Origin of the sequence: Undibacterium umbellatum, assembly GCF_014284125.1 — a bacterium.
Classification (GTDB): Bacteria; Pseudomonadota; Gammaproteobacteria; order Burkholderiales; family Burkholderiaceae_D; genus Undibacterium; species Undibacterium umbellatum.
Genome location: NZ_JACOFX010000015.1, coordinates 115,788 through 137,633, shown reverse-complemented (window position 1 = coordinate 137,633; position 21,846 = coordinate 115,788). Strand labels below are relative to the sequence as shown.

The 21,846-nt window shown below is 51.7% G+C and carries 18 protein-coding genes; 4 read left to right on the top strand and 14 right to left on the bottom strand.

Annotated features, from left to right (window positions below; genetic code table 11):
- Nucleotides 1-89 precede the first annotated feature (89 nt).
- A complete protein-coding gene (locus tag H8L47_RS22320; RefSeq protein ID WP_186955807.1) occupies nucleotides 90-836 on the bottom strand; it encodes a substrate-binding periplasmic protein in 747 nt (248 codons plus the stop codon).
- An 81-nt stretch (nucleotides 837-917) separates the two neighbouring features.
- Entirely contained in the window at nucleotides 918-1,811 is an 894-nt protein-coding gene (locus H8L47_RS22315) for a 1-aminocyclopropane-1-carboxylate deaminase/D-cysteine desulfhydrase (RefSeq protein ID WP_186955806.1), read from the bottom strand.
- Between the two features lie 75 nt (nucleotides 1,812-1,886).
- Here H8L47_RS22315 and H8L47_RS22310 point away from each other — a divergent pair, with 75 nt between their 5' ends.
- A complete protein-coding gene (locus H8L47_RS22310) occupies nucleotides 1,887-2,549 on the top strand; it encodes a GGDEF domain-containing protein (RefSeq protein ID WP_186955805.1) in 663 nt (220 codons plus the stop codon).
- Nucleotides 2,550-2,609: 60 nt separating this feature from the next.
- Nucleotides 2,610-4,565, top strand: a complete 1,956-nt coding sequence (locus H8L47_RS22305; RefSeq protein ID WP_230413866.1) for a CocE/NonD family hydrolase — start codon at nucleotides 2,610-2,612, stop codon at nucleotides 4,563-4,565.
- 51 nt (nucleotides 4,566-4,616) lie between these two features.
- Here the strand turns inward: H8L47_RS22305 and H8L47_RS22300 are convergent, their stop codons facing one another.
- The 9 genes from H8L47_RS22300 to H8L47_RS22260 form a co-directional block, all read right to left on the bottom strand.
- Nucleotides 4,617-5,489: a DMT family transporter gene (locus H8L47_RS22300; protein WP_186955804.1), complete on the bottom strand. Its 873-nt coding sequence runs from the start codon at nucleotides 5,487-5,489 to the stop codon at nucleotides 4,617-4,619.
- 145 nt (nucleotides 5,490-5,634) lie between these two features.
- Nucleotides 5,635-6,018 (bottom strand): hypothetical protein, encoded by a 384-nt coding sequence (locus H8L47_RS22295; protein ID WP_186955803.1) that lies wholly within the window; start codon nucleotides 6,016-6,018, stop codon nucleotides 5,635-5,637.
- 92 nt (nucleotides 6,019-6,110) lie between these two features.
- Nucleotides 6,111-6,920, bottom strand: coding sequence for a TatD family hydrolase (locus H8L47_RS22290; protein WP_186955802.1), 810 nt, complete (start codon nucleotides 6,918-6,920; stop codon nucleotides 6,111-6,113).
- 218 nt (nucleotides 6,921-7,138) lie between these two features.
- Nucleotides 7,139-7,894 (bottom strand): LytR/AlgR family response regulator transcription factor, encoded by a 756-nt coding sequence (locus H8L47_RS22285; protein WP_186955801.1) that lies wholly within the window; start codon nucleotides 7,892-7,894, stop codon nucleotides 7,139-7,141.
- 19 nt (nucleotides 7,895-7,913) lie between these two features.
- On the bottom strand, nucleotides 7,914-9,257 hold the full coding sequence (locus H8L47_RS22280) for a sensor histidine kinase (protein WP_186955800.1): 1,344 nt from the start codon (nucleotides 9,255-9,257) through the stop codon (nucleotides 7,914-7,916).
- 108 nt (nucleotides 9,258-9,365) lie between these two features.
- Nucleotides 9,366-9,797: an ANTAR domain-containing response regulator gene (locus tag H8L47_RS22275; RefSeq protein WP_186955799.1), complete on the bottom strand. Its 432-nt coding sequence runs from the start codon at nucleotides 9,795-9,797 to the stop codon at nucleotides 9,366-9,368.
- Nucleotides 9,798-9,930: 133 nt separating this feature from the next.
- Nucleotides 9,931-12,393: a S9 family peptidase gene (locus H8L47_RS22270; protein WP_186955798.1), complete on the bottom strand. Its 2,463-nt coding sequence runs from the start codon at nucleotides 12,391-12,393 to the stop codon at nucleotides 9,931-9,933.
- A gap of 147 nt (nucleotides 12,394-12,540) precedes the next feature.
- A complete protein-coding gene (locus tag H8L47_RS22265) occupies nucleotides 12,541-13,944 on the bottom strand; it encodes a M16 family metallopeptidase (protein ID WP_186955797.1) in 1,404 nt (467 codons plus the stop codon).
- 4 nt (nucleotides 13,945-13,948) lie between these two features.
- Nucleotides 13,949-15,277 (bottom strand): M16 family metallopeptidase, encoded by a 1,329-nt coding sequence (locus H8L47_RS22260; protein WP_186955796.1) that lies wholly within the window; start codon nucleotides 15,275-15,277, stop codon nucleotides 13,949-13,951.
- A 308-nt stretch (nucleotides 15,278-15,585) separates the two neighbouring features.
- Between H8L47_RS22260 and H8L47_RS22255 the strand changes: the two genes are divergently transcribed.
- The gene (locus tag H8L47_RS22255; RefSeq protein ID WP_186955795.1) at nucleotides 15,586-17,544 is read left to right on the top strand and encodes a methyl-accepting chemotaxis protein; all 1,959 of its coding nucleotides are present in this window, start codon (nucleotides 15,586-15,588) and stop codon (nucleotides 17,542-17,544) included.
- A 97-nt stretch (nucleotides 17,545-17,641) separates the two neighbouring features.
- On the opposite strand, the gene H8L47_RS22250 is transcribed toward H8L47_RS22255, so the two are convergent.
- Nucleotides 17,642-18,040 carry a glutaredoxin family protein gene (locus tag H8L47_RS22250; protein WP_329605481.1) on the bottom strand — a complete coding sequence of 133 codons (399 nt, stop codon included), beginning with the start codon at nucleotides 18,038-18,040 and terminating at the stop codon, nucleotides 17,642-17,644.
- A 141-nt stretch (nucleotides 18,041-18,181) separates the two neighbouring features.
- The gene (locus H8L47_RS22245) at nucleotides 18,182-18,361 is read right to left on the bottom strand and encodes a hypothetical protein (protein ID WP_186955794.1); all 180 of its coding nucleotides are present in this window, start codon (nucleotides 18,359-18,361) and stop codon (nucleotides 18,182-18,184) included.
- Between the two features lie 494 nt (nucleotides 18,362-18,855).
- Here H8L47_RS22245 and H8L47_RS22240 point away from each other — a divergent pair, with 494 nt between their 5' ends.
- Complete coding sequence (locus H8L47_RS22240; RefSeq protein ID WP_222616648.1) at nucleotides 18,856-20,385, top strand: peptide MFS transporter; 1,530 nt, start codon at nucleotides 18,856-18,858, stop codon at nucleotides 20,383-20,385.
- 69 nt (nucleotides 20,386-20,454) lie between these two features.
- On the opposite strand, the gene H8L47_RS22235 is transcribed toward H8L47_RS22240, so the two are convergent.
- Nucleotides 20,455-21,846 carry an RtcB family protein gene (locus H8L47_RS22235; protein WP_186955793.1) on the bottom strand — a complete coding sequence of 464 codons (1,392 nt, stop codon included), beginning with the start codon at nucleotides 21,844-21,846 and terminating at the stop codon, nucleotides 20,455-20,457.

Sequence of the window (21,846 nt, the reverse complement as noted above, 5' to 3'; positions counted from 1 at the left end):
CAAAAAGCGGAATGTACTTCTGGTAGATGAGCATTTTGAGCAGCACATGAGCCCCGATCACGCACGCGCAATAAGATCGTAAACAGGTTCTAACGCATGGATAAACCGTATTTGCGCATGATCCTTTCCATCTCGCCAGTTTCTTGCAAAAACTGTATCACGCTATTGATTTGCTCCAGTTTCCACGCTGACTTAAGCGACAGAGCGCACTGGGTCTGTACTACAGAAAACGGCGTTTTGGAGATTTTGTACAGAGCGCGTTTATCCGGGAAATTCTTGAAATAGCCTTCGATTTCACCGTCAGAACTGATCATGGCATCCGCCCCACCCCGTGCCAGCAAACGGAACATGCCTGGCACGTCGGTCAGGTCAATACGCTTGATTTTACCTTCTGCCAATTGGCTGGCGATTTGCGGATAGTGATAACCGAGTTGCAACACCAGTTTTTTACCTTCCAGTTGCTGCGGAATGATTTCTATACTGGCTTTGTCTGCCAGCACGACCACTCTTTCCACCTGCGGGAAAGTCGCCACCGTCCAGCCGACTTCCTTGGGCAAGTCAAACCAGGTCGGGCTGGAATAACACATGAGATCGGCATCGCCCTGGATCACAACGCTTTCTATACGCCTGCGCGAATAAGGCGCGTAGCTGACTTTCGCAGAGAGTTTTTTCGCCAACTGGTCTACAAAGTCTTTTTGCAAGCCACCAAGCAGTTGATGGTTCTTGTCAAAAATATTCAGGGGGTAGTCGAGGTTTTCATAGATAGCCACACGCAAAGGCTGCTCTGCCGCCAGTGCCGCTGATGTGCAGGCCCAGCATGAGAGCAGAGCTGCCATCCCGCTTAAAGCGGTAAGCCAACTTGCGCGCCATCTTTTCATATTTGCACCTGTCCGATAACGAGGGCTATAAAGGCATGACTATATACTGACAAATCCACGTGCACCCTGCAAGCCACCTGTATGTATAGCGATGACCCGCGCATCTGGTGCCAGATAAGCATGATGCCACAACTGGCGCAAAGCAAACAGCATTTTGGCAGTGTAGACCGGCTCCAGGGGAATCGACGTTTCATGCACGAACTGGCGAGAAAAATCCAGCAGCTCGGGTGCTACCTTACCATAGCCGCCATGATGAAATTCGGTTAACAATTCATAGTTTTGGTAATCAGGGTAACCCGCATCAACCAACAGGCGACTGATTTCAGTACGCAGATAATCCCCGCCACTGATGGCAGCGATACCCAGCACTTTCGAGCGTCCCTGCAGGCCAGCCAGCAAACCAGCCAGCGTTGCCCCGGTGCCACAGGCAACTGCCAGATAATCCGGGATGAATGGCAATTCGGCAATCAACTCTGCCACACCGCGCAAGGCAAGTGGCGCACTCCCCCCCTCAGGCAGCCAGAGTGCATTCGCCCCTGCATCTTCCAGATGCGTGCGCCAGGCAGACTCGCCCAACCGCAACTGGCGGTAAGTTTCACGATTGACAAAGCGGACTTGCATGCCGAGGGCACGCACATCTTCCAGCATGGCGCTATGCATGCCCTCGGCCCCGCGTATCAGTGCAGTAGCAGGCAGCCCCAGGGCATGGGCGGCATGGGCCAGCGCGTGGATATGATTGGACCAGATACCTCCCATCGAAACAACATGGCTGCGACGACCCTGCAGGCCTAGCAAGGGATATTTCAGTTTACGATACTTGTTGCCAGACACCTGAGGGTGCAACAAATCGTCGCGTTTCATCCACAAATCCATGCCCGCAAAAAGCTGGCTGTGGACTTGCTGGCAGGGGGAACCGGGGCTTGTGAGTAACATGCTTGGCAGAAATGTGGGTGACAATGGTAAAGTGCCATTGTAGCGCCTGGCGCTGCCCCTATAGCCGGAGAGGACATGCCCACAGATTTTAATCAGCCTTTGTTAAATGCCCGACAACAAATAGACCAGTTGATCAAGCAAATCAAGAACGAAGGTCAGCAAGACAACCTGTTACCCACACTGGAAACCGTGCTGACCCAGCTTGACAGCATGGCCAGGACCGACCATCTGACTGGCGCATTGAACCGCCGTACGCTGATGTCCATGCTGGATGGTGAACTGGCGCGCTCCTTTCGCACTGGCCATACCTTTACCCTGGCGGCGATCTCGGTTGATGGCCTTGAACAGATACTGGAACAGCATGGCCAGGCAGCAGCCCGCCAGGTCTTGCAACAAGTCGCCAAAGAAGCCCTGACCATGTTGCGTACCCTGGATTCATTCGGTCGCGTCGCCGCCAATGAATTTGCCATCGTCATGCCCACTACCTGGCTGGAAGCCAGCCGCAAGGCCATCGCCCGCCTTAAGTTGCGCATCGCCGAGGTAGACTGGAATACCATCTCGCCCGGCCTGACGGTGAGCTTTGCCACCGGACTGACCACCAACGCCCACAAGGACAATGCCGAAAGCATGCTGAAAAGAGTCGGTATCGCCCTGCAGGCTGCGCGCAGCCAGGGTGCAGACAAAATTGCAGAAATTGAGCCCCCCCTGCCTGACTATGACCCCACCGCAGAAGATTAGGGAACTTGTTGCCTGATCTGTACACCAAGCTAGTCCAAACAAAAAATAGACTGGGAAATCATGAGTACAAAACACTTGCGGCAGGTGCTTCCTGCAGTATCCATCATGCTAGGCGCAGTATTGAGCAACCTGTCCATGCCAGCGGTGGCCTTGAGCAGTACTATCGTCAGTGCCAGCATTAGCGATGACAAAACCGATGCGGTCAAACTACGGGCAGAATACATACGTAAGAATTATTCGAAATTTGAATACCGCATCCCCATGCGTGATGGCAAATTGTTGTTTACTGCCGTGTATATGCCAAATGATGCCAGTGCCAGTAAACGTTATCCCATCCTGATGAACCGCACTCCCTATTCCGTCGCGCCCTATGGCGCAGACCAGTACAGAACCATGCTGGGGCCAACCGCCGACTATGAGAAAGAAGGCTTCATTTTTGCCTTTCAGGATGTACGCGGCACCTTTATGTCCGAGGGTGAGTTCGTCAACATGCGCCCACACATGGCGCAAAAAAAATCCAGGACCGATATCGATGAAAGTAGTGACACCTATGACAGCATAGAGTGGATGCTCAGGCATTTGCCCAACAACAATGGCAAGTTTGGCCAATGGGGCAGTTCATATCCAGGCTTTTATGCGTCGGCAGGTGCGATCGATGGCCACCCGGCACTGAAAGCCATTTCTCCGCAAGCCCCGATTGCTGACTGGTTCCGTGGCGATGACATGCACAGGAATGGCGCTTTCAACCTGCAAATGGCTTTTAATTTTTTCTATAGCTTTGGTCAGCCACGCCCGCAACCAACAGTAAGTAAAGGCTGGAAAAATTTCAACTTTGGCACACCAGATGGTTATCAGTTTTTTCTTGATCTGGGCTCAGTCGCGAATGCGAATGCACGGCACTTTAAAAATGGTATCCCTTTCTGGAACGAGATCACCGCTCACCCGAACTACGATGAATTCTGGCAAAGCCGAAATATCCTGCCACACCTGAAAAACATCAAGGCTGCCGTCCTCACAGTAGGCGGCTGGTATGACACAGAGGATTTATATGGCCCGCTAAATACTTACAAGTCCATAGAAAAACAAAACCCCGGCATACAAAACACTCTGGTCATAGGCCCATGGACACATGGCGGCTGGTACCGCACGGATGGCGACAAAGTTGGTGACACAAATTTTGGCTACAAGACGGTGCAAACATATCAACCAGTGGAACTGGCCTTCTTCAAACATTATCTGAAAACGGGTGACAAGCCAACACTGGCCGAAGCCTGGATGTTTGAAACTGGTGCCAACCGCTGGCGTGGTTTTGACAGTTGGCCTCCAAAGGAAAGCAAGGACAAGGCCCTGTATTTTCAGGCCAATGGCAAACTGAGCTTCAGCGCACCGACCAATCAGGAAGCACTGTTTGAAGAATATGTCAGCGACCCGGCCAAACCTGTTCCTTACACTACCGAGATAGGCACACGCTGGAGCAACCAATATATCGCTGCTGACCAGCGCTTTGCCAGCAGCCGCCCTGATGTCTTGACCTGGCAAAGTGAAGTGCTGGAAAAAGATGTGACACTGGCTGGCCCACTGAATGCTGATTTGTTTGTCAGCGTCACAGGTAGCGATGCAGACTTTGTTGTCAAGCTGATTGATGTCAATCCACCCAATCTGGAAATTGATGCACAAACCAATCGTGGCAACCAGCAAACCCTGGTACGTGGCGAACCTTTCCGCGCCCGCTATCGTGATGGTTTCGAAACGGCCAAAGCGATGCAGCCTAACCAGATGACCAAGGTGAAATTTGCTATCAACGATGTGCTCCATACTTTCAAGCGTGGACACCGCATCATGGTACAGGTGCAGTCGAGCTGGTTCCCTTTTATAGACCGCAACCCACAATCCTTTGTGCCGAATATCTATGAAGCCAGGGACAGTGACTTCATCAAGGCTACGCATAAAGTGTATTTCGGTAGCCAGCAACCCAGCGCCCTGCATGTGAAAGTGTTACCAGCACTCGACGAATAAAAAAATGCCGCTTACCCCATATGGAGTAAGCGGCATTTTTTTTGATCAATTCTATGTCGTTTTTGGAGCTGGCTGGAACACCACCAGCCAGGTCGCCAGCACCACGCCAGCACAGCCTATGGCCGTGTTCATTGTAATATGCTCATTCAGGAACAGATAGCCCCATAGCAAAGCAAACAGCGGGATCAGGAAAGTCACGGTCAAAGCCTTGGTCGGCCCCAGGTCTGCCATCAGACGGAAGTAAATCAGGTAAGCGACGGCACTGCACAATAAAGCCAGGGCGATGCCCACCATCGCGATGGTAGCCGTGATTTCGCCTTGTACTGGTGCCAGCGGCAAGAAGGGCAATAGCACAAACGCCGCGCCCACCTGCGAACCTGTCGCCATTTGCATGGACGTGAGACCTGTCAGTTTTTTCTTGGTGTAAATACCGACAATGGCATAACACAAGGTTGCGCCCACGCAGGCCAGCACTGCCAGCACCAGAGTGCTGTTAAATTCCACTGGTCCCAGACGCACCAGGAAGGCAACGCCGAGCACACCCGTCGCCATGCCTGCCATCTTGCGCAAAGTTAATTGCTCGCCCAGAAAAGCCGCGCCCATGACAGCCCCCCACAGCGGGCTGGTGGCATTCACGATTGCTGAATAACCGGCCGGGATGCTAAGTGCGGCATACGAATACAGGGCAAATGGCAGGGCAGAATTAATCGTGCCCAGTATCAGGAAAGACTTCCAGTTTTCACGAAAATTCATGGCCCTGCCAGTGATGAGCATCATGGCCAACAGAGCGATGCCAGCTAGGCCCACCCGGACCTCGGCACTCCACAAGACGCCGACCACCGGAGCCAGCACCCGCATGAACAAGAAAGACGCTCCCCAGATCGCGGCCAGGGAAATCAAACGTAATAAGTCAGCACTGCGCATATGCACTCCATCAAGATCAGGAGTGCAGCTTAACAAACTACCGAAAAAGCTGCTGGCAGCTTTCGGACATGAGGGAAATGAACAATAAAAAGGGAACAGCAGGCCAAATCAAATAATGGAGCAAAGCCAATTCATGAATTTTTTCTTACTTCTTGAAATCTGGATCGCGACGAGGGTCGCTGCCGGGATCACAAGCCAGTGATTCAAGGCTGGCACACTCCCGCTTCCTGTTCGCCGGATGATCGCCCAGACTATTCTTTCCTTGGGTATAGGCTTTCAGGTATTGCTCCCGGTGCGGTGGCTGATTACGCAACTTATTGCGCCACTGTTGAAACTCCGGTTCACTGAGATGACACTTTACCGAACGATACAGTGTGTCATTGTAAATCGCAGCCTTTTGAGGAAATGCCTCAGTACATGCCTGCACCGCCCCTTCCAAAGAGCCGACGTATCCTGCCGTGGATAATTCCTGCGCACTTGAGCTATTCAGAAGCAGGTAGCCCGCACACAATAAGATGAGGTGTTTCATTTTTTAGACTCCAAAATTGAGCAAAAGCTGATTTCTCCGTAAGGCACAAGGTATCCGGGCTGGCATAGATTACTGTCAGCTAAGAGCAGATATTATTCTGTCGTGAGCAAGTCAAAAAACTGTTCTGTGTTTTTTCGTATCTGCTGTGCCAGTGTTACTGGCGAGATCCGTAGAATAGCAGCAACTGCTTCCAGTACCACCGGCAGGTACATCGGTTCATTGCGGCCATCATCCGGGCGCACGGGTAAATTGCGCGGCAATAGAAACGGTGCATCTGTTTCTATCATCAGTTTGTCTTTGGGTAAAAATTTAACGGCCTTGCGCAAGTCATCACCGCGTCTTTCATCGCAGATCCAGCCTGTGATACCAATGTGACAGTCAAGATCCAGATAGGCGCGCAATTCGTCTGTGTTGCCTGTGAAACAGTGCACCACTGCGCCCGTCAGTTGCGGACGGTATTGTCTGAGCAAGGCAAAGAAATCATCATGCGCATCACGCTCATGCAGGAACACCGGTTTTTGCAAGCGCACCGCCAGCTGTAATTGCGCTTCAAAGCAGGCGCGCTGTTGTACTTCAGTCGAGAACATGCGGTTATAGTCGAGACCACATTCACCAACTGCAAGCACCGTCTTACTGGCGGCAAGTTTTTCTATACTCCTGGCAGCTTGCGCATTCCAGTTCTTGGCTTCATGCGGATGCACCCCTGCAGTGCTGCTCAGATAACCAGGATATGTTTGTGTCAGCGCATGGGCATCATGGCTGGCACGCTCGGAGGTGCCTGTGACGATGATATGTGCTACACCTGCCTCCTTGGCTCGTGAGATGACAGCATCAAGGTCGGCATGAAAACGACGGTTGCTCAGATTCGCACCGATATCTATCAGTGCAGGTTTTTGTAGCATGGTATAAATTTCCTGTTGTTTTTATTATTTGGACTACCGGCCGCACAACAATTCAGTTGTGGGTATACAGAAGCAAAAACTGCAAGGGATAGTCTGGATAGATCCAAATCTTATTATTAAAAAAAGGCGCTGTTTTTTTAAACGCCAGCGCCATCTTAATGCGAGATGATGAAAAATATCAAGTGTTTCAGTCAGGGCGTGTTGCAAATTCAAACTACTTACATCGGCTTGAAACGCCATGCATAGGCCTGACTCACCTTGAGCTTTTCTTGCAGGCCGCGCAGCTCCACCGTGTACTTGCCCAGCTCATCCCTGTGCGCGCGGGTAATAGCATCAGCGCGTACCACAATGCCGCGATGGACTTGCCAGAAAATATCGGGATCAAGTCCATCCATGATTTCTTTCAGTGGCTTGCGCACATGGGCTTCATCGTCGACGCACACCACCCGTGTGTATTTTTCGTCTGAACTGAAGAACAGGATTTTTTCAACCGGAAACATCTTGATGGTGTCGCCGACGCTGGCACTGATCCAGCGTATCCGTTCTGCTGTCGTATTCTTCAGGCGCTTGTCGAGTTCAGACATGAGCTGGCTGACATCGGTCACCGGCTGCTTGCTGGCGATGCGCTCCTTCAACCTGGCAACTGCTTCTTGCAGCCTGATTTCAGAAATGGGTTTAAGCAAATAATCAATCGCACCAGCGGCAAAGGCATCGAGTGCATGGCTGTCATAGGCAGTAGTGAAGACGGCGTGGCAACGCCCTTTTACGGCATGCGCCACGTCCAACCCTGTCATGCCTGGCATGCGTATATCCAGGAAAGCAATGTCTGGTTCTTCCTGGTGTATTGCTTCCAGCGCTTCGGCACCATGTTCGCATTCGGCCAGTATGACCAGTTCTGGCCAGACTTTATTGAGCATGCGGCGCAATTCCTTGCGGGGCAAATCTTCGTCATCGGCGATGATGGCTGTGGTCATGATTTCACTCTTCGTCTGATTATGGTTCAAGAGGCAGGAGTATAGTCGCTGCTACGCCGCCCTCTGGCAAGGCTTTCAATACCAGGCTGGCGCGCTTGCCATACATGGATGCCAGTCTTTCATGGATATTCGCCAGGCCTATGCCAGAACCAGAACTGCTGCCGGCAAAGCCTACACCATTGTCAGCGACTGTCAGTTCCAGCATGGTCAGCCCATCCTGCTGTAATTGTTTCGCAAACACTGCCACATGGACCGGACCTATCTTGGGCTCTACCCCATGTTTGACGGCATTTTCTACCAGTGAAATCAGCATCAGTGGTGGTAGTGCGGCATCGGCCACTTCGCTGTCCACGCTGTAACTGAGACGTGGTATGCGGGCATGCATGAGACCGAGATAGGCACTGGCAGCCTCCAGTTGCTGCTTGAGTCTTGCCTGCCCAGAACTGCCATCATTGCGCATCTGCGGTATGGTAGCACGCAGATAATCAACCAGATGATCAACGATGGCGGTCGCCCTTTCAGGTTCAGTCAATATGGCGGAGCGCACACCCGCCAGGGTATTGAACAGGAAATGCGGCTCTACCTGGGCGGCCAGGATTGACAGGCGCAGTTCGGCTTCTCGGCGGGCATCCTGTGCTGCACTGAGTTCTTGTTGACGCAAGAGTTCTTGCAAGCGTTTTTTCTGACGGAAGAAATACCACAGATCAATTGCGCCCGCAGTGTAGGTGATAAGACCAGCAAAAACCAGGAATGAAAATGTCTGCACCGCCATTTCCAGGGCAGGTGATCGCTCAATTTTGCTGAGTTCTTTTTTATCGTCGGCTTCAGTGTTGTTGCTGGTTTTACCTGTTGCAGCAGAAGTAGAGGATGCGCTATCTGGGACTTTACTGGTCGCCCCCAGAGAACCAACAACTGAAATCTCAATATTGCTGGTGCCATAAGCGACATACTTGGTGGCATATTTCACCGCAACCAACACACCATAGCTGCATGCAGCACCCAGCAACAGGGCCAGGCATAGGGATATCACTTCCTTTTTCCCGGTGTAAGCCCGGTTCCTGACCCACACGGCCATTGCTGGCCCCAATAAATGCAGAGCCGTCCCCCCTATTGTCAAAGGGACAAAGGCTGAAGCCATTTTGCGCATGTCGGCATCTGCCAGCAAACCAGCCACCAGAGCCAGCAAGTCGACAATGATAAACAAGCCTATCCATGCTTGCGCCCGGTAGCGAAACCAGGTGCGCGAAAACACTGGATAATTACGGGCGCGAGTCAGCCAGGTTTCGCTCTTTGCCGTCACCTCGGCTGGCAGTAGTTGTTCTGAATGATGCAAAGCTGAACGCACGGGATTGATGGCTGACATGGCAATTCCTTATGAAGTTTGATTCAGTGTAGGGATTGCATGAATGGTGTAGGAAAAATGTGATAAAGCTCGCTGCCGTTGGATGAAATGCGTTTTTTCCTTGACGAGTTAATCTGCCCCGGCTTCGCCTGCGTCTTCCGGAGTACTATCAGTGGTAGCGGCTCTTTGCTGTTTGGCAATACGGATGATGGTATTGCGTATAGAGCTCAGCACCGCCACAGAATTGAAGGGTTTGACGATGAAACCATGTACGCCGCGTTGCTGGGCTGCTTGCAGTACGGTCGCATCTATTTTTGAAGACACCAGAAATAACAGTGCCTTGGGCATTTCGGACTTGATCTTGTCGAGCAGGGCCAGACCCTCTTCATCCGTTTCACCGATGTCTACACAGACAACCTGGGGTTTGAGCTTGATAATACGGGCCAGGCTGGCAGGCGTGAGATTGGCATCTCCCACCACTTCATGGCCGCCATTCACCAGAACAGAAGTCAGCAAATTACGGGCAACGGCATTCGCATCCAGGATGACGGTTTTTAGCATGGCTAGGTGTGGAAAAGGGTTCAATTTGCATATTAATGCAAAACTTTAAGTTCATGTAGAAAAGGCGGCAGATCTGTCGTATCTGCCGCCTTTCCAACTGAATCACTCGCTTACATACTACGGTTACAGCCCACTAGTCCCGGTTGCCATCTGGTTTGGCATTTTTGACGTACATCTCCAGCCAGCGGTCTTGCTCCCACAGCATATGCAGGATGGATTCGCGGGCGCGGTAGCTATGGCTTTCATTTGGCAGCATGGACAGCCTGGTGGCCCCGCCCAGGCCCTGTATGGCCTGGTACATGCGCTCGCTTTGCATGGGGAAGGTACCAGAATTATTGTCTTGCTCGCCGTGAATGAACAGGATGGGGTCCTTGAACTGGTGGGCAAAATTGAAGGGGGACATTTCCTGATAGACCTTGTTGGCCTTCCAGAAATTCCTGTCTTCAGACTGGAAGCCGAAAGGTGTCAGGCTACGGTTGTAGGCCCCCGAACGGGCGATGCCGGCACGGAAGAAACGGGTATGCGCCAGTAGATTTGCGGTCATGAAAGCACCATAGCTATGCCCCCCGATGGCGATGCGGTTACGGTCTGCCACCCCGAGACGCACCACTTCATCCACGGCAGCCTCTGCATTCATCTTCAGTTGCTCCAGAAAAGTGTCGTTCGGTTCTTTCTTGCCTTCCCCTATGATGGGCATGGTGGGACCATCCAGCACGACATATCCACGCGCCAGCATGGGCAGTGGGCCGTTATAGGAAATGCGGTTGAACTTGTAGGTTGAGCCTATCACTTGCCCGGCTGCTTCTGCCGATTTGAATTCACGCGGATACGCCCACATCAGCATAGGGCGGGGGCCATCGCGTTTGGGATCGTAGCCCGGTGGCAAATACAGTGTGGCGGTCAGGTCCACTCCGTCTTCACGCTCATAGCGGATTTGCTGTTTCTTGATGCCCTTGAACTGCGGCATGGGGTGCGGGAATTGCGTCAGGGCCCGTGGCGCAGTATTGGCCAGCAAATCATGCAGATAGAAGTTGGGCCTTTCTTCGACTGACTCGCGGCTGGTAATAAAGCTGCTGCCTTTATCATTCAGCAAGGCTTGCACCTCTTCATAATAGGGTGCCTGTGAGCGCCACAAACGTGTCGTCTGTTTATTCGTCAAATCGAATTTATCAAGGAAGGGGCGGTCCCCCTCAGGGCTGGCACCGTTGCCAGTAAAGAAAATCGCTCGGCCATCCGGGCTGATGCGCAAGACCATGCGGCCCTGGGCATTTTGCATCATCACCGGCGTGCCAGGATTACTGTACTGGTCTTCTGACTTACGGGAAAACATCAGTTCTGGCTTGCTGTCCGGCACACCTGGTTGTATGCGCCAGGTACGGGTGTCGCGTGTCTTCAGCCAGTTTTCAGTGACCACGGCGAGGTAATCATTGCCCCATTGCACATTACCAAAGCGCCAGGGGATATCCATCAGCTTTTGTGCTGGCGTATCAAACGGAGCGGCCTGCTGGAACAGGGCATCATGAATTTTGCTATTCACATCAGGGTCGCCACCAGCCTGCGCCTCCAGCCAGTACAGGGTGGCTGGTTTATCCGTGCGCCAGCCAAAATCGCGCGGCCCGGCTTGCACGGCGTCATTACCTGTGGGTATGCGCTCGCGCAAAGGGCGCTCGGCCACGGTCTTGATCTTCTTGCCCTGATTGTCCCAGAGTTCTATCAGCTGGGCAAAACGGTCAACTGGCAACATGGTTGAATACGGGCGGCGCAATTGCGTGGTCAAAATCAGCTTGCCGTCAGGCGATGCCAGAGACTTGATCAGCGTCATGGGGCGAGTAATACGACGCACTTCACCATTCAAGGTGACGATGCCCAGTTGGGTCTGCAGATACCAGTCCAGGGTATCGCTATCTCGCGCTGTCCTCAGCATATCGGGATAAATGCGGTTTTGCAGCGTTTTGCCACCCTTGGTTTCTTGCATGTTCGGGCCTGCAGGCACAGCAGGTGGTGGTGGCAATTCCTTCTGACGCAATGGGGCCAACCTGACCAACAGTTTTTCTGACCCTTCTATCCAGGAAAAACCAGGGCCTGTCACTGCATTCAGTTTGTCACCCATCAAACGACGGGCTGTGCCTTTTTTTACATCCAGCAACCATAGTTCGACACCGCCCTCTACCCATAAACTGAAGGCCAGCCATTGCTCATCGGGTGACCAGGCCGTTTCTGCTATCTTGAGTCTGGCCGGCAAGCCTTTGACTTCACGCGCCTTGCCAGTAGCAATATCGAGCAGACTCATGCCATTGCCAAAGTCAAAATGGCTGGCGGCACGGGTACGTGGATTGATGCGCAAACCCGCCAGCCGCAATTCTGGCTGCGAGACATCGGCAATACTGGCCAGGCCCGGGAGGGTCAGCAACAATGCCGTCTTGCGCTGAGGCCCCAGGCGAAACAGCGGGCCTCTGGGCGCATCGACCACGGCTTGCAATTCTGCCGGTGGCAACTGGTAGCCGGATTCCGCTACATTACCGGCATGGATGTAGCTACTGGCCGACGCTAACAGAGCGAGTGTTGCGGCGACGAACAAGGGTTTGATACGTATCATTAAAAGAGCATCCTGATATACATCTTGACAATAAATTTCAGGGCTAATTTGATAATTTTTTGCGCCCTACAAACAATTACCGCCCCAGTTTGGGGCGGTGTTTATCAAGTATTGTAACCAGTTTACATCAACATCTCGTTTTATTAGCTACTTTGCGCCCGGTGCAAAACCGTTTGCAGTAATGTCCAGTTCAGTGACTTCACCATAGCTGGCAGCAATACTGCGTATGCTCTCTGCCTTGCCTATCAATAGCATTTGCAGTTTATCGCGGGGGAAATGCTTGTCCACCAATTGTTTGGCTTTGTCGACATTGAGGCCATCGACATCACGCATGAAATGATCAATTTGTTCGCGTCCGACTTTGGCGACAAACATGTCACCCAATAAGCCTGCCAGTTGCTGATTGGTTTCAAAACGCGGTGGGAATTGGCCTTTGACATAGGCTTTGGCCGATTCCAGAGTTGCCGCATCTATGCCCTTATCCCACAGTCGCTGATAAGTCTTGGTGGCCAATGCCAGCGCAGCCTCGGTCTTGGGTGTGGCCGTGAAACTGGAAACGGCAAAGCTGCCGGTATCTGCCAAAGGGGAGAAACCGCTGTTGGCACCATAAGTCAGACCAGAATTAACCCGCAACTCATCGTTCAGCCAGGAAGTAAAACGACCACCCAAAATGGTGTTGATGACTTGCAGCGGAACATAGTCAGGGTCATTGCGGGCAATGCCCTTGCCACCAAACAGGAAAGTGGTTTCTACTGCATCTGATTTGTTGACCAGCCAGACGCGTGCCTTGTCTGCTTCTACCTTGCCATTGGCAGCAGTTGCGGGCATGGCAGTAGTGGCTTTCCATGAGCCGAACAAGCTGGCCAACTGGGCGCGCATGACGCTGGGCTTGAAGTCGCCAACCACCACCAGGGCTGCGTTTTCTGGCCGGTAATAACTTTGGTGGAATTTTTTGGCATCCTGGGGTTGCAGTGCCGTCACGCTATTGACTGTACCTCCTACCGGATTGGCATAGGCACCGTTACCAAACAACATGCTGCGGTAATAGGTTTGCACGACATTGCGCGGGCTTTCCTTGGCTTGCTTTAATCCGTCAACTGTCCGTGAACGCAGCTTGCCAAATTCTTCTGCTTCAAATACCGGGTGCAGCATGGCGTCAGCAAAGATAGGCAAGAGTACACCCACATCGGCGCTGGCAAAATCGGCATTCAGGGATGTCGATTCTGTGGTCGTGGTACTTGAGATACGGCCACCACGAAAATCAAATGTCTGGTCCAGGGTCTTTTTATCGTACTTGCTGCTGCCTAACAGCAAGGCGTCACCAGTCAGGTTGGCCAGACCGGCATTACTGGCATCACTGACGGCCCCCGCCTTGACGACGGCGCGCACAGCAATCAAGGGCACGTCATGGCGTTCCATCAGATACACGGTCAGGCCATTTGGCAATTTGGCAGTTTCAAAGGCAGGCAGGCGGAATTCGGCAGCATGGCTGTTTGCAGCCAGCAAACTCAGGCTGGCGAGGCTATAGGCGAGAATTTTTTTACTGATCATTTTCTTATTCCTCTACAGCAGCAAGCACGCCTACTGTTCTTTGTGATTTTTTAAAGTATTTGGCTGCGACACTCTGGATATCGGCAGGTGTCAGTTTGCGGTAGGCATCTGGCGCATCAAACAGCTTTTTATAATCGCCAAAATACATTTCATATTCACCGAGCTGGGCTGCCTTGCCATTGATGGTTTCCTGGGCGCGGTAGAAATTCAAGAGTTTCTGGTTTTTGATTTTTTGCAATTCATCTGCAGTGACGCCATCCTTGACCAACCTGTCTATCTCAGCCAGCAAAGCTGATTCGACTTTGGCAGCCGGCACCTTGTTGGCAGCAACAGCAAAGAAGTTGAACAGGCCAGGGTCAAACGCCTTGCCATGATCGGCCCCTACCTGTGTTGCCAGACGCTGGTCCACCAGGGCCTGGTACATGCGTGAAGTCTTGCCATCGGTGAGTATGCTGGCGATGACATTCAGGGCATAGTAATCAGGATGGCTGGTTGCTGGCATCTTGTACGACACCATGAGATTGGCAGCAGTGGCAGACTCCTTGCGCACGAATACCCGGCGCTCGCCTTTTTGTTCAGGCTCTACTGTACGCACGACTGGCGGCAACGCACGTTGCGGGACATTGGCAAAATACTGTTCAGCCAGGCGTTTTACTTCGGGTGCCTTGACATCACCAACGATGACAGCCACAGCATTATTCGGCGAATAATAGACATTGAAGTAACGTTGCAAGTCATCCAGTGTCCAGGCCTTGATGTCAGACTCATGGCCTATCGTAGGGATGGAATAGGGATGAGCGCGAAAGGCAGATGCATACACTTCGCCCCACAGGGCGCGCAGATTGGAGTTTTCCAGCCCGGTACTGCGCTCGGACAAGACCACGCCGCGCTCGCTCTCCACCATCTTTGGGTCTATGCTGAGGTTGGCGATACGGTCGCTCTCCAGGTCAAAAATGAGAGGCAGGGCAGTGGCCGGAAACCAGTCCTGGTACACAGTCAGATCATTGCTGGTATAGGCATTATTGGCACCGCCATTGGCTTCCATGGTGCGGTCAAATTGTTTGGGGCCGAATTTCTTGGAGCCATTGAACATCATATGTTCAAAAAAATGCGAGAGACCAGTAATGCCAGGCACTTCATTGCGCGAACCGACTTTCCAGTAGGTGTACATATTCGCATTTGGTATGGTGCTGTTTTCCAATACCAGGAATTTCATGCCATTGGGCAGGGTGAATGTCTTCACCTGCTCGACGCTCACGGCCTGGGCCGTTGCTGCCAGCCCCATAATACCTATACAAAAGCCGCTTGCAGCGACCAGATTTTTCCACTTCATTGCTTGTCTCCCTGTTTTACCTATCGATTGCAAATATTTAGACCATATCAGGCTGCCATCACTCTCCATGCTACGACCACAAAAACAGTGTGTGGTTCAGCATGCGGACAGAAAAGAGTAAGGCTATTTGTTTGCCATCAAAATTGCTGAATCTATACCTGATTTTGACATACTGGCAAGTTAAATCGTTGCAAATTGTCACGACAGAGACGCGAATAAGCTGGCAGGCGGCAAGAATGCCTCAATCCGTCATATCATGCATATTCAGCAGACAATTCTGCACGGAAAAATAAGCAAGGCTCAGAATCATGACTTTAACCACCTCCCCCGCGCGCTTTGGTTTGCGCGCCAAAATGCTTTTTGCCGTCATCGCCATGGTATTGGCTGGTTTCACCGTGACCATTAGCTTGTTGACCAAGCAGGCTGGCAGCATGCAGCAGGAATCAGCCCAGCAATATGCCAGGCAACTGGCCATCAACAATGCAGGCAAAGTGGCAGACCGTATTAACCTCGCCCTGCACGCAGGCCGCAGCCTGGCATTTGAGCTTGCAGCCATGCAGGCCAGTGGCAAGGCTGACCGTGCCCAGGCTGATCTGCTATTGAAAAGCGTGCTGGAAGGTCACCCGGAATTTACCGGCATAGGTACGATCTGGGAAGCCAATGCCTTTGATGGCAAGGATAGCGAGTACGCAGGCAAGGAAGGCCATGATGCCACTGGCCGCTACCTGCCCTATTGGAATCGTGGCAGCGGCAAGACCCAGGTAGAAGCCCTGACTGATTATGAGAAAGAGAGTGCGGGTGATTACTATTTGCTGGCCAAAAAAAGCGGCAATGAAGTCTTGCTGGAACCGTATATGTACAAGATTGCAGGCAAAGATGTCTTCATGACTACGGTCACCATCCCGGTCAAGGCCAAGGGCCAGTTTGTCGGTGCAATCACGGTAGATTTACCTGTCGCCAGCTTTCAGGAAGATGTCAGCAAGATACACCCCTATGAAACCGGCTATGCCAGCCTGATTTCCAACAATGGTATCTACATCGGTGATGCCGATGCCAAAAATGTAGGACAAAACATAGGCGACAGTGCTGAGGCTCAGGCTGCCAAAGCCGCCATCAAGGCAGGCCAGACATATAGTGACACCATACAGCACATTGTCATGCAGACCACGGTGAAACGCATGTATGTGCCTATACAGATAGGTGCCACCACGACTCCCTGGTCTTTTGTCATCAGCGTGCCGGAAGACAAGATACTCGCAGACGTCAATTATCTGCGCAATACCGCCATCCTTATCGGTATCTTCAGTGTCCTGGTGGTATCAGCCATCCTGACTTTTGTCATCAACAAGCTGGTCATTGCGCCGCTGGGTGGTGAGCCTGATGTGGCGGTAGGCATCGCCAAAAGTGTGGCCGAAGGCGACCTGACCACGATGGTGACACTCAAGCCAGGTGATAATAGCAGCATGTTGTATGCCTTGCATGGCATGCAGCAGCAACTCAAAACCATGGTCACGCATATACGTGACAGTAGCGAGTTTGTCTCGAATGCTTCTGGCGAGATCGCCATGGGTAATATCGATCTGTCGGAAAGAACCGAGAACCAGGCATCATCGCTGGCAGAAACCGCCAATAGTGTGGAAAGCCTGAACCAGACTGTCAGGCAAAATGCAGGCAACGCAGAACAGGCCAGGCAACTGGCTGTCTCTGCTGCCCAGACAGCGCAGCGCGGCAGCACCCAGGTCGACAAAGTGGTTAATACCATGGCTGACATTTCTGGTGAATCCAGGAAGATGTTTGACATCATCGCAGCGATAGAAGGCATCGCCTTCCAGACCAATATCCTCGCCCTGAATGCAGCGGTTGAGGCAGCGCGGGCTGGAGAACAGGGCCGCGGCTTTGCGGTTGTGGCTTCCGAAGTGCGCAACCTGGCACAACGCAGCGCCATCGCTTCGAAAGAAATCAAGTCATTGATAGAAACCTCGATCGCCAAAGTCGATGTAGGTTCTGAAGTGGTTAGTCATGCAGGCAAGACCATGACCGAGATCCTGGTCTCGGTAGAAGGCCTGTCAACCATTCTTAATGAAATCTCCAGTGCTTCTGCCGAGCAAAGCCACGGCATCGCCCAGATTACCAATGAGATAGGTTTGATGGACCAGACTACCCAGCAAAATGCCGCACTGGTGGAAGAATCTGCCGCCGCCGCAGCTTCGTTAAAAGAAGAAGCCCAGAAGTTGTGGCAAGCCCTGCTGGCGTTTAAAGTGAACTGATTTCCAATATGCCAGGCAGTAAAAAGAAATGGACATCAACACTTGTGTTTGATGTCCATATTTTTTATGTAGGGCGAGACAGTTGCCTGGTGGCGTATCATTTTGCCGCCGTCTGCATCTTGGCCATGGCCTGCAAAGCCTGTTGAAATACTTCCGGCTGATAACCACGTATCATGCGCTTGCCTATGATGACGACCGGTACTCCTTCACCGCCCAGTTCCGCATGTCTGGCGGCAGCAGCAGGTGACTTTTCTACATCCAGTTCCACAAATTCGATCTTTTTTTCATCAAAATAAGCCCGTGTTTTTTGACAAAAACTGCAACTGACTGTGCCATACAGGAGAACCTTGCTTTTGGTATTCTGGAAGTGAGTTGAATAATCGCCTTCCTGATAAGCAGGTTTCAACCACATGGGAAGACGCGGCGCGACATAGCCTATCAATAAGCCTACGGCGATTATCCCAGCATAGCTCAGTATCGTTCTTGCTATTTTCACACTGCATCCCGGATCAAAAAGTTGAATGGAAAAGATAGTGATCACCAGCCTGAAGCTGATGATCACTATTTTTGACGAGTCACACGGAATGGCCTGCCCAAGAGCAGGCCTTACTCATCGCGCCTCAGTCTTTGAAACAGATTATTGAGGATAATCAGACAGGCAATCGGTCATGCATTGCTGGTATTCAGCAGAGCCGCGTGGGGCTTGCTTGATGCATTCCTTATTGCAGAAAAAATAGGGAGGCGGGTAAGCAAATGCAGCACTGCAGCCAATTGCCAAAGCCAGAGCAATTAATTTTTTTGTTGTTGATTTAAACATCTAAAGTCTCCTGATTGATTGATGAGGGAATAACACAACACCAGAGCATTCGCCCCCAAGTCAAATGCCTGGAATTCATTAAACCATTACGCTCTCGCCTGCCAAGCTCTATCAGCTCTATAAGCTATTGCTCTCCAGAGTTTGCTTACATGTTTTTTTGAAAATATTAATTCGACAAAATAATACCATCAAATATATTTCGATTAACACTATTTAACTATTGCACTTGCACAGAAACTTTGCTTTTTTATTATTTATTTTGTTAGCAAAAGCCAGCTCTTCAGAGGGAGGATGGCTGCATCCTGAATAAAGCTGCTTGTGGAAATCAGCACAGCATTTTTTGCTGCAGCGCAGCATATGTCTTTTTATATGAGAATTTTGTCGTGGTAAGCTACGCGCCGAATTGACGCAATTCACATCATTTCAAGGCACGCATTGAAAAAAATTTTGCGGCCGGCTGCGACTTTTATACTAAAAAACTATTGGAGAGCACTTTGAACCAAATTCAAACGCCAGGTGCACACACTATTCTGGGACACCCGGATAGCTTGTTCGTCCTGTTCTTTACAGAAATGTGGGAACGGTTTTCTTACTACGGCATGCGCGCGCTGATCGTGCTGTTCCTGACCAGCAAGCTGGTTGATGGCGGTTGGGGATGGAGTGACGAGCAAGCTCTTTCCCTATATGGCTGGTATACCGGCCTGGTATATCTGACCCCTATCCTGGGTGGTTATATTGCAGACAAGATATTAGGTAGCAGACGTTCTGTTGTACTTGGAGGATTCATCATCGCAGCCGGACACGCCTGTCTGTTGTTTGAAACTCCGGCGATGTTCTACACCGGCCTGGGCCTGGTGGTTGCAGGTACTGGTTTGTTCAAACCAAATATCTCTGCCATCGTTGGTCAGTTGTATACCAAGGAAAATGAAGGTGGCCGTGATGGTGGTTATACTTTGTTCTACATGGGCGTGAACTCTGGCGCTTTCTTCGGTATCCTGTTATGCGGCTACATAGGTGAAAAAATCTCCTGGCCCATGGGCTTTGGCCTGGCCGGTGCATTCATGTTATTGGGTGCAATCCAGTTCTATTTTGGCCAGGGTATATTTGGTGACATTGGTCTGGCAAAGTCCCAGCAAACGACTCAAGTGGTAGCAGTTGAAGAAGCTGCGCCACATATAGTAGCCGACCGTCTGTTGGCGATTTGCGTATTTTCTTTCTTCACCATCTTTTTCTGGTTCGCATTTGAACAGGCTGGTGGCTCCATGACAATTTTTGCGGATAAATTTACTGACCGCACTCTGGTCGGGACCAGCGGCATGGTGTTCAAAATCATCAATAGCCTGATGACTGTCATACCTACCGTCATTCTGTCATGGCTGTTAATCAAATTATTCGCTGGCACTGCCAAACGCTACCTGCTGTCGAATGTACTGCTGGTCACCTGCATAGGAGCAATCTGGGCGCTGGTCGTCTGGATGTTGCAACGCGAGTTTGCGCTTGAGCAGTCTGATGTTCCCGCAAGTTGGTTCGGTGTATTGAACTCTTTCTTCCTGGTGATCCTGGCACCGATGTTTTCCAAGTTGTGGGAAAAACACTGGAATCCTAGTGGGCCGATCAAGTTTGGTGTTGGCCTGATACTGCTGGGCCTAGGTTTTGCTGCTTTGTCGTATGGTGCTGCGAGCATCCCCGCAGGCGCAAAAACTGCAGGCGTCAGTATGATTTTCCTGATTGCAGCTTACTTCTTCCATACCATGGGCGAGCTGTGCATCTCCCCGGTTGGCCTGTCATACATCAGTAAGCTGGCTCCACAACGTTTGCTGGGCCTGATGTTTGGCGTGTGGTTTCTGAACACAGCGATCGCGAATAAACTGGCTGGTTACAGCGGCAGTTATATCGGAGCAATCTCGAAAGAATATTCATTGTCCGTGTTCTTCCTGATATTCACGATTATCCCTATCACGGCTGGCTGCGTCCTGATGCTGTTGAATAAATGGATGGCAAAAAAAATGCACGGCATCCACTAAGCTGCGCGCTGCATAAAAAAATCCCCGCCAAATGATGATTGCGCGGGGATTTTTTATTGCACATTGCGTTTAAGCCTTGAATGTCACCCAGGGCTTGAGCCTGACTGCAGCCTTGATCAAGCCCGCGGTTTCTTGTGCTTCTATCACCGGGCCTATGGGTTTATAGGCTTGCGGCGCTTCTTCCACCCTGCGCTCTTCCCGCAATGTCACGCATTGCCAACTGGCGTCGGCATTGTCATGGCGCATACGCCTTACATCCTGTCTGCGAACGCGCCGCCCCGCACCATGGCTGCAAGACCATAACCATTCAGAGTTGCCCAGTCCCTCTACCAGGTAGCTGGCATCACCCATGGAGCCAGGTATCAGGGCCAGATCACCATTACGTGCCGGGGTTGCACCCTTCCTGTGGATATTCATGCCATGCTCGCGCAAGATGACATTGTGAGGCACGTCCACAATCAGGGAAGATTTGGCATGACCCAGCACGAGCTGCAGCTGTTGCCTGACCAGTTCTGCCAGCACCATGCGATTAGCCCAGGCATAGCGCGCTGCCACGCCCATTGCTTGCAGGTATTCTTCGGCCAGTTCACCGCTAAGTCCATACAAGGCAGTGTCAGGATGTTTGAGACCAACAGGCCATTCTGCCCTGGCCCTGTCCATCCAGCGTTGCCCTACATAGAAACCCACATCGCGAGAACCGCTATGTATCATAACCACGATATCGTCCTTGGCCAGGCCAGCGCGATAAGCCAGGTGGCGATCAAAGACCTCTTCGACGATCTGCAACTCGACAAAGTGATTACCACCACCCGGCGTACCCAGGCCAGGGTCGCGCACGATGCCGTCGCGATTGAACCATGCCTCGGGTGCATAGCGGCGGGCGCCGCCAAATTCTTGCAAGCCTATGCAGGCGGTAAGTTCTTGTTGCAGGCGGTCGCGGTCCGCCGTCGACCAGATGCCACTGTCCGGCAAACTGTCCAGAAAAGCCGAAGGACCGGCATCACTGAGCGCAGCAAAGGCCTTGGCATGAGCGGGCACATCCCTGCCATTTTCCAGCAAGACGCGTTGTAACTGGCGTATCAACGCAGGTTTGCGCTGGCTGACCTGGGATAAATTAAAGCCTGTCGTCAGCAAACGCATGCCGCAATTGATATCCGTGCCTATGGCAGCGGGAATGACAAAACCAGCATCTGTCGCAACGATGGAACCTACCGGCGCAATACTACCGGGATGAAAGTCAGGCGTAGCGCAAGCCTTGCACACTGCATGATGGCCATCGGCGGATTTGACGGCGGCAAAAGCCATCAATTGTTTTACTGCTTTTTCTTCCAGCGGAAGAGTGTCAGGCAACAACACTGTCGCCTGCGCATGTTCATTGTGAAGTTTAAATATGCCATTGGCATGTTCAACCTGGATGCCCTGTCTTTGCAGGGCAGATTGTAAACGGGATATAGAAGTCAT